Here is a 15,585-nt window from a genome sequence, read left to right as displayed (position 1 = left end):
ACAGCAAGGGCGTCAGCGACGTTCCTCGGCGTCCAGCGTTCGGCCTTCAGCGCGCACGCGCTGCGGCGAGCTGCTCCAGGTCGTGCTGCAAGCCTCGCACACGTGCCTGCAACTGAGCCAGTGCAGCGCCGTCCCACGGGCCATCGTTCTGTTCGAGCTGCTCGCAGTCAGCCACCACGCCACGGGCGCGAATCATCTTGGCGCCGCCCTTGATGCGGTGCACCAGCGCCCGTAGCGCCTGCGGGTCAGGCCTTTCACCCAGGGCCAGCAAGGCCTCGAGGTCCTGGGCATTGCTCTGGGCCAGTTGCTGGACCAAGCGCAGTTCCAGATGCGGATCGCCCTGGGTCAAGTGACGCAGCTCGTCCAGGTCGAAGCCGCTGGGCTTGACCTCCAGGGGCGCTGAAACGTCAGGCGCGACCGGTGCGCTGGCGAGGCCTGTCGCCTCGACCGGAGGAACGTGCGCACGCAGCGCCTGCAGGCCGACGGGTTTGAACAGACAATCGTCCATGCCGCTGTCCAGGCAGCGTTGACGCTCTTCGGCCTGGGCGTTGGCGGTGATCCCCAGGATGCGGCAGGGCGCGCGGTCCTGTTCACGTTCCAGGGCGCGGATTCGACGTGTCAGCGCATGCCCGTCGAGCGCCGGCATGGCGACATCGGTCAGGACCACGTCGAAGTGTCCGTGCGCCCAGTGCGCCAGGCCCGCCTGACCCTCCTCGGCCAAGGTGACATGGTGGCCGAGGCTGGTCAGTTGCTTTTCCAGCAGCATGAGATTGGCCGGGTAGTCATCGACCACCAGCACCTGCAGGGCCTGCCTGCTGACGTGGCCTGGCGCTGCGTCGATCGCACGGGCCGGTTCGCTCGGTTGCGCAGGGTCCAGTGTCAGGCGCACGTCGATCTGCGTGCCCTGGCCCGGTGTGCTGCGCAACGCCAGGCTGCCGCCCATCAGCTCGCACAAGGTGCGGCTGATCACCAGGCCCAGTCCGGCGCCTTGATGGGCGCCCGGTTGCTCCACCTGCGAGAACACGGCGAACAGCTTCACCTGATCGGCCGGATGGATCCCGATACCACTGTCGCGTACCTGAAGGTGCACGGTCAGCGCACTGCCGTCCTGTGGGTCCTGGGCGTCGAGATAGACCTGCACGTCGCCATGGGGGGTGAACTTGATGGCATTGCTCAGCAGGTTGGACAGCACCTGCCGAATGCGCAGCGGGTCGACCCGCACCCAGACCGCCACCGGCGGCCGGTTGACCGTCAGCTGCAAGCCCTTGGCCCGCGCGTTGACGGCGAACACCTGAGCGGTCGACTCGACCAGTGCGACCAGGTCGGTCGGCACCGGGTGCAGCGCCATGTGCCCGGCTTCGATTCGCGAGATGTCGAGGATATCGCCGATCAGCGCCAGCAGGCCCATGGCCGAATCGTGCGCCGTCTGCAAGGCGCGTCGATCGCTGCGGCCCTGCTCGTGCTCTTGCAGCGCCATCTCCAGCAGGCCGATGATCGCGTTCATTGGCGTGCGGATCTCGTGGCTCATGATCGCCAGGAAGCTGCTCTTGGCCCGGTTGGCCTGCTCGGCGCCGTTCTTGGCCTGACGCAACTGCTCGAGCAGGTCCCGGCTTACCACCAGCTGGTTCTGCAAGGCCTGCTCGGCGACGGTGCGCTGCTGGATCAGGGTGCGCAACCAGGTATTCCACAGCAGCACGCCGGCCAGCAGCAGGCCTGACAGGACCAGCACCCACAGGGCCAGGGTGCGGTAATCGTGCCAGGGGTTGGCATTGACCAGGGCCGTGCTGCGCCACGGGCCGAAGAGGGCGTCGAGTTCTTCGGGCGGCATGCTGAGCAAGGTCTTGTCCAGGATCGACCCCAGGATCGGTTGCGTCGCCCCGACCGCGAACGCTGCGATGGCCGGTTCGTCGCCATAGGTCGAGGCGATCTGCAGACGCCCTTTGAACAGGCGGCCGATGAGGTAATTGGCGTTGACCTGCGCGCTCAAGGTGGCATCCGCCTTGCCGTTGGCGACGGCCTCGAACATGCGCAAGGGGTTTTCCACCTCGACGATACGGGCTTCGGGAAACCGGGCCAGCAACGGCGCCTTGAGCGGTGAACCACGCAGCAGCGCCACGCGTTGACCGGCCAGCGTCGTGTCGGACAGCGGCGTACCCACCCGGGTCACCAGCACCCGCGGGCTGACCAGGTAGGGCCGTGTGAAAAGCAGGCGTGAAGCGCGCTCGTCGCCATAGCCCAGTGCACCGATCAGGTCGGCCTGGCCGCTGGCCACCTGATCGACCATGGCCTGTACCGAGTCGCGCGCCTGGATCTCGAAGCGCAGGCCCGTACGGCGCCCGATCTGCGCCAGCAGGTCGACGGTCATGCCACTCAGCCGTCGGTCATCGTCCTCCATGGCCAGCGGCGGCAGGGTCGGGGTCATCAGGACCTTGATCGTGGGGTGAGTGGCGATCCAGCGCTGCTCCTGGTCGGTCAGCAGGGCGGCATTCTGCTCGAGCAGGGTGCGCGTGGTGCCGCTGGTCCAGCGGCGCAGGATATTCAGGCGTTCGCTGTCGCCGATGGCCAGCAGGGCCTGATCGAGCAGCCGCAGCAAGGTCGTCTCGCGGCGGTCCACGGCGAAGGCGAAGGCCTCGCGCGGCGCCTTGACGAAGTGATCGACACGCAGCTGGCCCAGGTAATTCTTGCTGATCATGAAATCGCTGCTGATGACATCGCCCAGATAGGCATCGGCTTGCCCGAGCAGCACCGCCGACAGCCCGGCGAGGGTCGAGCGCACCGGCATCAGCGTGGCATCGGGGTAGAGCGCACGCACGCGCGCGTGCGGCAGGTAGTGGTCGACCATCGCCAGGCGCAGGCCGGCCAGCGTGTGCCCGCTGCCCAGGGGGCGGGCGGGGGTGCCGACGATCACCGGCAGGTCATCGGCGTAGGCGTGGGTCAGGGCCAGGTGGGCATCCGCGGCCTCGAACCCATTGGAGCTGCCCAGCAGGTCGATCTGCCCGGCATGCAAGGCGGCGATCGCCTGCTGACGGTCGTCGAAGCGTCGCACCTGGACGGGGATGCCGAGCACCTGGCTGATCAGCCCTGCGTAATCGGCCGTCAGGCCTTCATAGTCCAGCGGGCTGATGTTGATGTCGAAGGGTGGGTAGTCCGGTCTGGAGCTGCCCAGGATCAGCGCTTGGCGTTGCGCCAGCCAGTGCCGATCGGCCGGCTTCAGCGACAGCGGCTGGCTGACGCTGAGCGAGCGTGCCAGCAATTGACGGGGCTCGAAGGCGTCGGCCTCGGTGGCATAGCCGCCCATGAGGGCAAGCGCGATAAGCAGGATCAGGGCATTCAAGGCTCAGGTGACCTGGTTGCGCTTGGCCAGGTCGACCATTTCCACCAGCGACTCGGTCTTGAGCTTTTCCATGATGCGCCCGCGGTAGGTGCTGATGGTCTTGGCGCTCAAGTTCATGCTCACGCCGATGCTCTTGTTGTTCTCACCGCGCGACAAGCGTCGCAGTACTTCCATCTCACGGTTGGACAGATAGCCCAGGCGCACGCTTTCGCTTTCCAGCGTGTGGCTGTTGACCGACAGTTGTGGAAAGGTCGAGTACCCCTTGACCATGGCCTTGAGGGCGAAGATCACCGAGTCGAGGTCCTCGTTCTTGTTGACGAACGCAGCGATGCCTGCGTCCAGGCAACGACGTACGAACAGATCCGCCGGCTGACCACTCAGCACCATGATGCGCGGTGGCGTCTCGAACAGTTTCAGGCGCTTGATCACCTCCATGCCATCCAGGCCCGGCAGGCCGATGTCGAGGATCACTACGTCGGGCGCCAGGCGCCGCGCCATCTGAACGGCGTCGGCGCCGTTCTCGGCCTCGCCCACCACGATGAACCGCTCACGCTCGAGCAGCATGCGCAAGGCCAGACGTACCGTGGGATGGTCGTCCACCACCAATACAGTTGTCATCAGAAACTCCTGTCGGAAATGAGTCCGATTCCCGTCAGTTGTAGGAATCATTCTGTCAGCAAGGGCTGACGGCGGGCGGCACGATACGTCGAACTCCCCGGTGCACGTAATGGGCAGTATAGGGTTGTTGAAAAAAGCAGACAGAGTTGTAGAAAATTCCTACATGAGCGCTGAAGATCAGCGCATTGAGCCCAGGCAGCCGGTGGCTGGAAGGCGGCGCGTATCGGATCGCTGCGCGACGGCGACACTCGGCGCGCTCGTGTGCCGAGCTTTCAGACCTTCCAGGCCCGGAGGGTCAAGGCCTGTAGAGGTGCGCGTGCCCGGCCCGGTACAGCGCCGACTCGGCAAACGGCGCATCGCCCAGCACGAACCCCACCAGGATCAACGCCGTGCGGCGAAAGCCCTTGGCGTCGACCTGCGCCACGATGTCCGCCAAGGTGCCCCGGACCCAGTCCTGGTCGGGCCAGGTGGCGCGGTGCACCACGGCCACCGGGCAGTCGGGGCCGTAGGCGGGCAACAGTTCGTCGACGATGCGCGGCAGGTTGCGCACGCCTAGGTGAATGGCCAGGGTGCTGCGGTGTCGGGCCAGGTCGGCCAGGGCTTCGCCTTCAGGCATCGGCGAGGTGTCCCCGTAACGGGTGAGGATGACCGTCTGGGCGATGTCCGGCAGGGTCAGCTCGCAGCCCAGCAACGCGGCACTGGCCGCGGTGGCGGTGACGCCGGGGATGATCTGGTAGTCGATGCCGAGGGCGCGCAGGTGACGGATCTGCTCGCCGATGGCGCCATACAGGCTGGGGTCGCCGCTGTGCACCCGGGCCACGTCCAGGCCCTGGGCATGGGCCTGGGCGATGGCGTCGATAATCTGGGTCAGGTGCAGCTCGGCGCTGTTGATCACCTGGGTGGCGCAGTGGCCGTCGAGCACGCCAGGGGGCACCAGCGAGCCGGCGTAGATGATCACCGGGCACTGGCGGATGAGTCGCTGGCCCTTGACCGTGATCAGTTCCGGGTCGCCCGGGCCGGCGCCAATGAAATACACCGTCATGCTGGATCCTTGCGAAAAACCTAGATTATCCCGCAAAGCCAGGGCCGCACGCCATGGCCAAGGTGGCCTGGGCGCTGGCCACGCGTGGCACGATCAGCCAGGCAGCGCCCGTGTGCTGATGAGCCAGGGCCAGCGCGGCGCTCTCGGCAACGCCCCAGCAACCGGTGGCGCGCCAGGCGGCGTGCGATCGGTGCGTGAGCCGAGGTTCGAAAGCCTGCAGCGCGTGGGGGTCGAAGCAGCGCAAGGGCACGGCGAGCCGCTCGGCGAGGGCGCACAGCCCAGGCTCCTCGGCCTTGAGCGTGATGCTGGCAAGCCCGGCCAGCCTTGCCATCGACCCACCCTGGGCCTGCAGGGTCTGTGTGAGCAGGCTCGCCAGTTCATCGACCGAGCAGCCCCGGCGACAGCCGATGCCGACGAACAAAGCCGGGGCTGCAGGGCCGGATGTCATCAGGCCTGGCGACCGCGATACAGCCAGGCGCTGATCAGCCCCAGAGCCACCCAGAACACCGCGTTGGTGGCCCACGACGCCAGCCTGAACTGCTGCGCCAGCGCTTCAGGCGCCAGGCTTTCATGCACCTCGGGCTGCGGGGCGCCGATGATGTGGGGCAGCACCAGCAGGGCGAGCGCGACCAGCTTGAACAGCCAGTGCCGCGTGAACACCAGCAGGGCAAGGCTCACGGCGGTCGCGGCGGCAGTCCCGATCCACCAGGACTGGCGCTGCCCCAGGTCGGCCGCGGCGGTGCCCGGCAGCTCGGGCGGCAGGCCCAGGGTCGGCGCCAGGCAGAACACGGCGAAGCCTGCCAGGCCCCAGGCCAGCCCCGTGCCGATCCGGGTGGGTTCACGCACACTGTAGAGGCCGGCCAGCAGCAGCGCGAAGCCGACGGCGACCACCAGGTTGCCGCCGGTGGTCGACAGCACGCGCTGCCAGCCCTCCTCGGGCGACCAGGCGTCCTCCTCGTGGGCGTGCGCCGGCATGGCGCTCTCGGTGGCGTGCACGTGGGGTTCGGCATGCTCGTAGGTTTCGGCCTCGAGGATCAAGGGCGTGACCATCAGGCTTTGCAGCGCCGTCAGCAGCAGGGCGGCGAGCAGGCCGCTGAAGGCGGCGGTGCGGGCGATACGCGTGATCATGCGAAAGGCCTCAGTGGCAGGGGAAGGCTGCGCTGTGGCGCGTATCGTGGGCGGCATTGTGGACCGCGTCGATGTGCGAGAAGCCAGCGAACCAGACCAGCGCCAGGCCAAGCAGGCCGGCACCGGTGGCGATGACCAGGCGCTGGGTGAGGCTGGCTGGCCGCACGAGGCTGGAAGGGGTGAGAGTCGAAGCCATGGACGCGTTCCTCTGCTACGGGTGAGGGCGAACAGGCACGCGCCATGGGCCCCTCAGGCCCGTCGGCCAATGGACGGGCGCCACTGGGCGCCGAGGTCAGGCTCGGGGCGAATCCGGGATCATGCGACAGCGCCCGCCCACCGCGGGGTGTTGATCAGGCGTGAGGCCGGTCTCCGGGCTGACGAGCGAGAGCAGGGCTCTCCTGGCACGCATCGCCTTCCCAGGCCGGACAGGCCCAGTGGCACGATGACGCATGGCTCGCATACCGTTGCGGGGGCAGCACCGGCCTTGTCGTGAGCCTTCGAGAGGCCCGCGACGCACCGGTTTCCCGTTTCACCCCGAGGGGCACCTTACGCAGGCCCGTAGGAAAGCATGCGCGCCCCCAGGCGTCAATGGCGGCCCGAGGCGTCGATTCATCGGCCCAGGGTGCACGCGCCCGGCGCGGTGGCGGTTGACCGCTTGCCAGCCACTGCGTAGCCTTGCTGGTTCGAGGTTCTCCGACCGCCGCTTCATCGCCGGTACGCATCCCGTCGCTCCAGGCCCCCGGCCGTTCGACGCTGCACGCTGCGCCTGGCCGGGTCGGGGCTAAGACGGGAACGCGGTTCAAGGCCGCGGCTGCCCCCGCAACTGTAGACACCCCAAGGACGACACGGCCACTGCGCGCGACGCGGGAAGGCGTCGTCCGGTCAGCCCCAGGCTGGCAGGGTGCAAGCCAGGAGACCTGCCTCGACACGTTTGCGACTTCAACCGGGCGGGGTGTCCCGGTGGCGAGCCAGCCTGGCCCGAGGCCCGTGCTGTCGTCCCGCATGCCCGCCATCCTGCCAAGGGCATCGACATGAAAACACTGGCCAAGCTCCCCGTCACCATCGTCACCGGCTTTCTCGGCTCGGGCAAGACCACCCTGCTGCGGCACATGCTGGACAACGCCCAGGGCCGCCGCATCGCGGTCATCGTCAACGAGTTCGGCGAGCTGGGGATCGATGGCGAGATCCTCAAGCAATGCAGCATCGGCTGTACCGAAGAGGAGGCCATGGGCCGGGTCTTCGAGCTGGCCAACGGCTGCCTGTGCTGCACGGTGCAGGAAGAGTTCTTCCCGGTGATGCGTGAGCTCGTGGCCCGGCGCGGCGACCTGGACCACATCCTCATCGAAACCAGCGGCCTGGCGTTGCCCAAGCCGCTGGTGCAGGCCTTCCAGTGGCCGGAGATCCGCAACGCCTGCACGGTCGACGCCGTGATCACCGTGGTCGACAGCCCGGCCGTGGCCGCCGGCACCTTCGCCGCTTACCCCGACCAGGTGGATGCCCAGCGCAAGCTCGACCCGAACCTGGACCACGAATCGCCCCTGCACGAACTGTTCGCCGACCAGTTGGCCAGTGCCGACCTGGTGGTGCTGAACAAGGCCGACCTGATCGCGGCCGACGACCTGGCCAAGGTCCGTGCCGAGGTGATGGAAGAGCTGCCGCCGGCGGTCAAGGTGATCGAGGCCAGCAGCGGCCGCCTGCCGCTGGAGGTGCTGCTGGGCCTGGGCGCCGAGTCCGAAGTGCACATCGATGGACGGCGCACGCACCACGACAGCCACCATGACGGCGAAGGCGAGGACGACCATGACCACGACGCCTTCGACTCGATCTCCATCGACCTGCCCGAAGCCGACGAACACCGCCTGCTGGAAGCGCTGACCACGCTGGTGGTCGAGTTCGGCATCCTGCGCGCCAAGGGCTTCGCGGCCATTCCGGGCAAGCCGATGCGCCTGCTGATCCAGGGCGTCGGCACCCGTTTCGACAAGCACTTCGACCGCGCCTGGCGTGCCGACGAGCCGCGCCTGACGCGCCTGGTGCTGATTGGCCAGGACCTGGATGCGGCGCTGCTCGAAACGCGCCTGCGTCAGGCCCTGGGCGCCTGACCCATGCACCTGCTCAGGACCCAGCCGGGGGGCTTCGTACCGGACGACAGCATCGCCGACCTCGGGCAGACGCCGGCCGAGCTGGTGATCCTGTGCAGCGGCGATTCGCACCTGGCGCTGCTGGCCGACACCGCCGAGCAGTTGCCCGACGACTACCCCTCGTTGCGCCTGGCCAACCCCATGCAGGTGCAGAATCATGCCTCGGTCGACCTGTACGTCGACCAGGTGCTGCGTCACGCCAAGGTGGTGCTGGTCTCGCTGCACGGCGGGGTCGGTTATTGGCGCTATGGCGTCGAGCAGCTGGTCGAACTGGCGCGCCGGGGCCTGACGCTGATCCTGGTACCGGGTGACGATCGCCCGGACCCTGAGCTGACCGACCTGGGCAACGTGCGTGGCGCCGAAGCCGAGCGGCTCTGGCACTACCTGCGCCAGGGCGGTCGGCAGAATGCCCTGAACCTGTTCAGGTGTCTGGCGAGCAGCTATCTCGGGCGTGAGGGCGCCTGGGCCGAGCCTGAAACACTGCCACGCACCACGGTCTATCACCCCGCCCACGGCAGTACGCACCTGGACACGTGGTTCGCCCAGTGGCAACCCGACTGGCCGGTGGCGCCGATCCTGTTCTACCGTTCGCACCTGCAGGCGGCCAACACCGCCTTCATCGACCGGTTCTGCGAGCGTCTCCAGGCGGCAGGCCTGAACCCGCTGCCGATCGCCGTGGCCAGTCTCAAGGAGCCGGCCTGCCTGACCCAGGTCGAAGCCTGGCTGGACGAGGCGGGCGCCGAGGTCGTGCTCAACACCACCGGCTTCGCCCTGTCCAGCCCGGAGCGGCCCAGCCTGCGCCCTCTGCGCCGGGACGTCCCGGTGCTGCAGGCGATCTGCGCCCAGGACAACCAGCCCGCCTGGGAAGCCAGCGAGCAGGGCCTCGGGGCGCGGGACCTGGCCATGCACATCGCGCTGCCGGAGCTCGATGGTCGCATCATCACCCGCCCGGTCAGCTTCAAGGACCTGGCCTGGCGCAGCGAGCGCAGCCAATCGGACGTCGTCTGTTACCGCGCGCACCCCGAGCGCATGGATTTCGTCGCCGAACTGGCGCGTCGCTGGGTCGAGCTGGCACGCCTGCCGAATGCGCAGAAGCGCGTGGCGCTGGTGCTGGCCAACTACCCGACCCGCGATGGGCGTATCGGCAATGGCGTCGGGCTGGACACCCCAGGCGCGGCGCTCAACATCCTTCAGGCCCTGCAGCAGCAGGGCTACCCGGTCCAGGGGCTGCCCGACAGCGGCACGGCGTTGATCCAGGCCCTGCTCGGCGGCGTCACCAACGACCTTGAACACCTCGACCAGCGCCCCTGCGCCCAGAGCCTGGCGCTGGACGACTACGCCCAGGCCTTCGCCGCGCTGCCCGAGGCCAATCAGCGCGCCGTGCTGGAGCGCTGGGGCCCGCCCGAGCAGGACCCGATGCACCGCGACGGTCGGCTGATGGTCGCCGGCCTGCGCTTGGGCCTGACCTTCGTCGGTATCCAGCCGGCCCGTGGCTACCAGGTCGACCCCAGCGCGGTCTACCATGACCCGGACCTGGTGCCACCCCACGGCTACCTGGCGTTTCATTTCTGGCTGCGGCATGCCTACGGGGCCGATGCGGTCATTCACGTCGGCAAGCACGGCAACCTGGAGTGGCTGCCCGGCAAAGGGGTCGGGTTGTCGGCGCAGTGCTGGCCGGATGCGCTGCTCGGCCCGCTGCCGAACATCTACCCGTTCATCGTCAACGACCCCGGCGAGGGTGCCCAGGCCAAGCGCCGGACCCAGGCGGTGATCATCGACCACCTGATGCCGCCGCTGACCCGTGCCGAGACCTACGGCCCGCTGCGCGAGCTGGAGCAGTTGGCCGATGAATACTACGAAGCGCAGCTGCTCGACCCGCGCCGTGCGCGCGAGTTGCAGCGCGACATCCTGGCGCTGGTCAAGGCCAACCACATCGACCGCGAGTTGCAGCTCGAAGGCACGCTCGAGGATGCCGACGTGTGGTTGCCACGCCTGGACACCTACCTGTGCGACCTGAAGGAATCGCAGATCCGCGATGGGCTGCACGTGTTCGGCCAGTCGCCCGAGGGGCGTCTGCGCCTCGACACGCTGCTGGCCCTGCTGCGGGTGGCGCGTGGCGATGGCAAGGGCGGCAACGCCAGCCTGTTGCGCACGCTGGGTGCCTGCCTGGCGCCGGGCTTCGACCCGCTGGACTGCGACCTCGGTCAGCCATGGCAGGGCGTACGCGACCCTCGGTTGCAGGCGCAGAGCGACGAACCCTGGCGCACCTGTGGCGACACCCGCGAGCGGCTCGAGCGTCTGGCACTGGTGTTGATCGAGCAGACCTTGGCTGGCGAGCTCGACCTGCCGGCCACTCCGGCCTGGCAGCCCGTGCGTGAGGTGCTCGACGCGCTGGCGAGCGAGGTCGCGCCACGTCTCGATGCCTGCGGCGCGGCGGAAATGGACGGCTTGCTGGCTGCCCTGGCAGGGCGCTTCGTGCCGGCCGGCCCGAGTGGCGCCCCCAGCCGGGGACGTCTGGACGTGCTGCCGACCGGCCGCAACTTCTACACGGTGGACGTGCGCAACCTGCCGACCACCACCGCCTGGCGCCTGGGGTTCGCCTCGGCCAACCTGATCCTCGAGCGGCACCTGCAGGACCACGGCGACCACCTGCGTCGCCTGGGGCTGTCGGTCTGGGGCACCGCGACCATGCGCACGGGCGGTGACGACATCGCCCAGGCCATGGCCCTGATGGGCGTGCGGCCGGTGTGGGCCAACGGCAGTCAGCGCGTCGACGACTTCGAGATCCTGCCCCTGAGCCTGCTCGATCGGCCACGGGTAGACGTCACCCTGCGCGTGTCCGGGTTCTTCCGTGATGCCTTCGGTGGCCTGATCCGCCTGTTCGATGCGGCCGTGCAAGCGGTCGCGGCGCTGGACGAGCCGGACGACCTCAACCCGCTGGCGGCCAAGGTGCGTGCCGAGCGCCAGGCGTTGCAGGCCACCGGCCTGGACACCGAACAGGCCACGCGTCAGGCCGGCTGGCGGGTCTTCGGTGCCAAGCCCGGGGCCTACGGGGCCGGCGTGCAGAACGCGATCGACGGGCGGCTGTGGAACACGCGTGCCGACCTGGCCGAGGTCTACCTGAACCATGGCAGCTACGCTTACGGTGCCCACGATGACGGCACGCCTGCGCGCGCGTCCCTCACCCAGCGCCTGGGCCAGTTGCAGGCCGTGGTGCAGAACCAGGACAACCACGAGCACGACCTGCTCGATTCCAACGACTACTACCAGTTCCAGGGTGGCATGCTGGCAGCGGCGCAGACGCTGGGGGAGGGGGCGGTCAGCGCCTACCACGGCGATCACAGCCAGGCCGACCGCCCGCGCGTGCGCACCTTGAAAGAAGAGCTCAATCGAGTGATCCGTGCCCGCGCGCTCAACCCCAAGTGGATCGCCGGTGCCAAGCGGCATGGCTACAAGGGGGCTTTCGAGATGGCGGCCACGGTGGACAACCTGTTCGCCTTCGACGCCACCACCGGGTTGATCGACGATCACCATTACCAGGGCGTGGCCGATGCCTATGTGCTCGACCCGGCAACCCGTGAATTCCTGCGCGAACACAACCCGCAGGCGCTGCATGACATGACCGAGCGGCTGATCGAAGCGCAGCAGCGTGGGCTCTGGGCTGCGCCCGGTCCCTACCGCGAAGCGCTGGAAGAACAGCTGATCGCCGGCGAAGAAGAGACCTGAAATGACCGAACCTGTGCAGTTCCCCTTGGCGGCGGTGGTCGGCGCGCAGGCGCTGAAGCTGGCGCTGTGCCTGACCGCCATCGACCCGAAGATCGGCGGTGTGTTGATCGAAGGCCCGCGCGGCATGGCCAAGAGCACCCTGGCCCGCGGCCTGGCCGACCTGCTCGGCGACGGCCCGTTCGTGACCCTGCCGCTGGGCGCCAGCGAAGACCGCCTGGTGGGCACGCTCGACCTGGATGCAGCGCTGGGCGAGGGCAAGGTGCGCTTCGCGCCCGGCGTTCTGGCCCAGGCCGACGGCGGTGTGCTCTACGTGGACGAGGTCAACCTACTGCCCGATGGCCTGGTCGATCTGCTGCTGGACGTGGCGGCCAGTGGCACCAACCGGGTGGAACGCGATGGCCTTTCGCATCGCCACTCGGCGCGCTTCGTGCTGATCGGCACCATGAACCCCGAGGAAGGCGAGCTGCGCCCGCAGTTGCTCGACCGCTTCGGGTTGAACGTCGCCCTGGACGGCCAGCCGCCACCTGAAGCGCGCCAGCAGATCATTCGTCGGCGCCTGGCGTTCGACAGCGACCCGCACGCGTTTCTCGCCGAATGGGCCACGGCGCAGGCCGAACTGCGCACCCGCTGCCACGCGGCGCGGCAGCGGCTCGACGCCATTGCGCTGGACGACACGGCGCTCGCCGACATCACCGAGCGCTGCTTCGCCGCAGGCGTCGACGGCCTGCGTGCCGACCTGGTCTGGTTGCGCGCTGCCCGGGCGCATGCGGCCTGGCGCAGCGCGTCGCGCATCGAGGTCGAGGATATCGAGGCCGTGGCGGAGTTCGCTTTGCGCCATCGCCGTCGGGTCGCGTCACCGCCCACGCCCGAGGCGGCCTCGTCCCCGCCCTCACCCCATGAGGCCGGGCACACGCCGCGCGAGCCTGAAGGCGATCCCTCGCCTGGGCAGGGCGCCTGGGGAGCGCTGCCGCCCCGACCTGTGGCCAGCGGCCCGCGGCGCGAGGTACCGACCTGGGCAAAAAAGCCCTGAGCGTCCGCGTCCGGACTGACCGGCCGGACGCCTCTCAGGGCAAGGGCGCGCTGCAAGGCGCACCGCGCGGTCGGGCACGCCAGGCCAGCGAAGGGCAGGTGGCCTGGGCCGCGACCCTGGGGCAGGGCAGGCCGCGCGTGCGTGAGGATGTGCGCTGGCAACGGCGGCAGGCACGGCCTGCCGAGCTCTGGGTGGTGATCGTCGACAGTTCCGCCTCGACGCATCGGCATGGCGCGCTCGCTCAGGCCAAAGGCTTGCTGGCCGAATGTTTCGATCACGCGTACCGACAACGCGCGCGCCTGGCGCTGCTGACCGCCAGCGGGGACACGCCCCGTTGGCAGTGCCACGGCCTGAAAGCCTCGCAGGCCTTGCAGGGCTGGCTGGACGACCTGGGCGCCGGCGGCGGTACACCGTTGCTGGCCGCGCTGGCCCAGGCACGTCACTGGCTGCTGGCCCGACAGAAGCGTCTGCCTGAAGAACGCCAGCGCTGCCTGGTGCTGACCGATGGCCGTCTCCCGCAGTGGGCGCCCGTGCAGCCGCTGCCCTGCGCCAGCCTGGTGGTGGACATGGAGCGCTCGCCCATTCGCGTAGGGCGTGCTCGCCTGCTGGCCGAGCAGCTCGAGGCGGATTACCGGACCCTGGACGCCTTCGCGCCGCGCTGATGCCGCCCCATCCTCGTTGCTGAGTGCGCGGCCCTTACTTGGGCATCACCCAAGGCTGCAGCGCATAGCCTTGTTCGCTCAGCTCGCTTCTGACCTGTTCGATCAGCCCGAGCCATTGCTGGGTATCGGTGTACACGCGCGAAGGCACTTGCTTGCTGCCAATGCGGGTGTTGGTCCGGTCGATCACGGCAAGGCTCAGTTCACCGGTGCCGTTGGGCGCATCCCAGGCAACGCACTGGAACGGTTCGAAGGCGTGGTCGGCGATCAGCAAGGCGTCGTTGACACGGAGCGGGGCGTTCATGGTTTGGCTCTCTATGATCCTGAACAGCGGAAAAGGTCGACGACGACCCTGCACATCATCGTCGTCGGGTGTTGGGTAGTGATGCGCGCATGACACTACCAAGTCACATGCGCGGAGAAAAAATTTCACGATCACAGCGAGCGTCAAAGTTCCTTGCCAACAGGCGTGGCCGACGAATGGTATTCGTTTTTTTGACGGTTAATTGCTACTTTTCATGAAGGCGCTGCAACTTACTGTTTAAGAAAGAAAAATCACTCTTTGGCGCCAAGGAACCGTCCATGTCCGACGCTGTAGCCCACCGCCGTCTATTGATCATCGACCCCTGCGATGCGTGTCACGTGCTCTTGCCTAGCTTGCGCAGCGCCGGGTGGGAGGTCGATATCGGGGACTTTTCCAGCGCCAGCAGCCTTGCGGCAGGTGTTGGCCTGCTGCGCTTGCGCGCCGAACACCTGCGCGAGCCAGACGCCGTCAAGGCGCTCATCAAGCACAGCACCCTCGAGTGGATCGCCGTGCTCAGCGCCGAAGAACTGCGCCTGCAAAACGTCGGCGACTTCGTGTGCGAGTGGTTCTTCGACTTTCACACGGTGCCGTTCGACCCGGCGCGCGTGCAGGCCACCCTGACCCGTGCCCATGGCAAATCGCGCTCGCGCGGCAAGGGCTCGGTCAAGGCCGATGAGTCTTCACACGAATTGCTGGGCGACAGCCGGGCGATGCGCGAGCTGCGCAAAGGGCTGATCAAGCTGGCGCCTGCGGGGTCTGCAGTGCTGATCCACGGTGAGCCCGGCACGGGCAAGGAGCTGGTCGCGCGCACGTTGCATCGCCTGTCGCCCCGTCGAGACCGTCCTTTCCTGATGGTCCATTGCAGCCGATTGTCGACGCAGGCGCCTCAGTATGCGCTGTCCGCCCCGTCGAGCGAGGCAGGCGACGGGGGGCAGCCGTCCCTGCCGTCGCGGGTGCAGGCGGCGACCGGCGGGACGCTGTTCTTCGATGAAATTGCCGACCTTTCACCTGCTGCACAGGCTGCGCTCGTGCATCTGATCGACGCGCAGGGGGCTTGCCAGACCGGGGACGCGCCTTCGGGCGAGGTCGAGCCACGCATTCTGGCCGCGACCCGGGTTGATCTGGAGGCCGCCGTGCAGGCAGGGCGCTTTGACGAAGCCCTGTACCAGCGCCTGGCCGAGACACGCATCGCCACCACGGCCCTGCGCGAGCGTCACGCCGATCTGCCGACGCTGGCCGAGCACTTCGCGCGTTTCTACAGCCAGGAAACCGGCCGCACCCCTCGCGCGTTCAGCGAGGCCGCGCTAAGCGCCATGGGGCGACACGACTGGCCGGGCAACGTGCGTGAACTGGCCAACCGCGTCCGGCGTGGGCTGGTGCTGGCCGCAGGCCGGCAAGTAGAGGCCCAGGACCTGGGCCTGCGTACGCTGGAGGGAGAAGAAGCGCCGATCGCCACGCTGGAAGACTACAAGTACCGGGCCGAACGTCAGGCGCTGTGCGACGTGCTGCATCGGCACGGGGACAACATGACCCTGGCGGCCAAGGTCCTGGGCGTCTCGCGGCCGACGTTCTATCGTTTGCTGCACAAGCACCAGATCCGTTAGGC

The 15,585-nt window shown here is 68.3% G+C and carries 12 protein-coding genes and 2 riboswitches; of the genes, 5 read left to right on the top strand and 7 right to left on the bottom strand.

The window, feature by feature from the left end; all coding sequences use genetic code 11:
• Window positions 1–46: 46 nt before the first annotated feature.
• The 6 genes from G7Z99_RS15600 to G7Z99_RS15575 all read right to left on the bottom strand — a co-directional run bounded on the left by G7Z99_RS15600 (window position 47) and on the right by G7Z99_RS15575 (window position 6,318).
• Window positions 47–3,298: a transporter substrate-binding domain-containing protein gene (locus G7Z99_RS15600; RefSeq protein WP_181095343.1), complete on the bottom strand. Its 3,252-nt coding sequence runs from the start codon at window positions 3,296–3,298 to the stop codon at window positions 47–49.
• 39 nt (window positions 3,299–3,337) lie between these two features.
• Window positions 3,338–3,952, bottom strand: a complete 615-nt coding sequence (locus G7Z99_RS15595; protein ID WP_181095310.1) for a response regulator — start codon at window positions 3,950–3,952, stop codon at window positions 3,338–3,340.
• Window positions 3,953–4,247: 295 nt separating this feature from the next.
• On the bottom strand, window positions 4,248–4,994 hold the full coding sequence (cobM, locus tag G7Z99_RS15590) for a precorrin-4 C(11)-methyltransferase (RefSeq protein ID WP_181095308.1): 747 nt from the start codon (window positions 4,992–4,994) through the stop codon (window positions 4,248–4,250).
• 25 nt (window positions 4,995–5,019) lie between these two features.
• On the bottom strand, window positions 5,020–5,442 hold the full coding sequence (locus G7Z99_RS15585) for a cobalamin biosynthesis protein (RefSeq protein WP_181095306.1): 423 nt from the start codon (window positions 5,440–5,442) through the stop codon (window positions 5,020–5,022).
• A complete protein-coding gene (locus G7Z99_RS15580; RefSeq protein ID WP_181095304.1) occupies window positions 5,442–6,122 on the bottom strand; it encodes a CbtA family protein in 681 nt (226 codons plus the stop codon). Before G7Z99_RS15580 ends, G7Z99_RS15585 begins: the two co-directional genes overlap by 1 nt.
• Before the next feature lie 10 nt (window positions 6,123–6,132).
• Complete coding sequence (locus G7Z99_RS15575) at window positions 6,133–6,318, bottom strand: CbtB domain-containing protein (RefSeq protein ID WP_060393432.1); 186 nt, start codon at window positions 6,316–6,318, stop codon at window positions 6,133–6,135.
• 147 nt (window positions 6,319–6,465) lie between these two features.
• Window positions 6,466–6,686: riboswitch (cobalamin riboswitch) on the bottom strand.
• A gap of 197 nt (window positions 6,687–6,883) precedes the next feature.
• A riboswitch (cobalamin riboswitch) is annotated at window positions 6,884–7,061 on the top strand.
• A gap of 92 nt (window positions 7,062–7,153) precedes the next feature.
• Between G7Z99_RS15575 and cobW the strand changes: the two genes are divergently transcribed.
• The 4 genes from cobW to G7Z99_RS15555 all read left to right on the top strand — a co-directional run bounded on the left by cobW (window position 7,154) and on the right by G7Z99_RS15555 (window position 13,678).
• The gene (gene cobW, locus G7Z99_RS15570; RefSeq protein ID WP_181095302.1) at window positions 7,154–8,221 is read left to right on the top strand and encodes a cobalamin biosynthesis protein CobW; all 1,068 of its coding nucleotides are present in this window, start codon (window positions 7,154–7,156) and stop codon (window positions 8,219–8,221) included.
• A 3-nt stretch (window positions 8,222–8,224) separates the two neighbouring features.
• Window positions 8,225–11,986, top strand: coding sequence for a cobaltochelatase subunit CobN (gene cobN, locus G7Z99_RS15565; protein ID WP_181095300.1), 3,762 nt, complete (start codon window positions 8,225–8,227; stop codon window positions 11,984–11,986).
• 1 nt (window position 11,987) lies between these two features.
• Window positions 11,988–13,016, top strand: coding sequence for an ATP-binding protein (locus tag G7Z99_RS15560; protein ID WP_181095298.1), 1,029 nt, complete (start codon window positions 11,988–11,990; stop codon window positions 13,014–13,016).
• Window positions 13,017–13,114: 98 nt separating this feature from the next.
• A complete protein-coding gene (locus G7Z99_RS15555; RefSeq protein WP_181095296.1) occupies window positions 13,115–13,678 on the top strand; it encodes a vWA domain-containing protein in 564 nt (187 codons plus the stop codon).
• Window positions 13,679–13,712: 34 nt separating this feature from the next.
• Here the strand turns inward: G7Z99_RS15555 and G7Z99_RS15550 are convergent, their stop codons facing one another.
• Window positions 13,713–13,979, bottom strand: coding sequence for a hypothetical protein (locus tag G7Z99_RS15550; RefSeq protein ID WP_181095293.1), 267 nt, complete (start codon window positions 13,977–13,979; stop codon window positions 13,713–13,715).
• A gap of 278 nt (window positions 13,980–14,257) precedes the next feature.
• On the opposite strand from G7Z99_RS15550, the gene G7Z99_RS15545 reads away from it, so the two are divergent.
• Window positions 14,258–15,583 carry a sigma-54-dependent transcriptional regulator gene (locus G7Z99_RS15545; RefSeq protein WP_181095291.1) on the top strand — a complete coding sequence of 442 codons (1,326 nt, stop codon included), beginning with the start codon at window positions 14,258–14,260 and terminating at the stop codon, window positions 15,581–15,583.
• The last annotated feature ends 2 nt before the right edge of the window (window positions 15,584–15,585 follow it).

Origin of the sequence: Pseudomonas entomophila (genome assembly GCF_013523165.1) — a bacterium.
Classification (GTDB): Bacteria; Pseudomonadota; Gammaproteobacteria; order Pseudomonadales; family Pseudomonadaceae; genus Aquipseudomonas; species Aquipseudomonas entomophila_A.
This window is presented reverse-complemented; position numbering and strand designations above follow the sequence as displayed.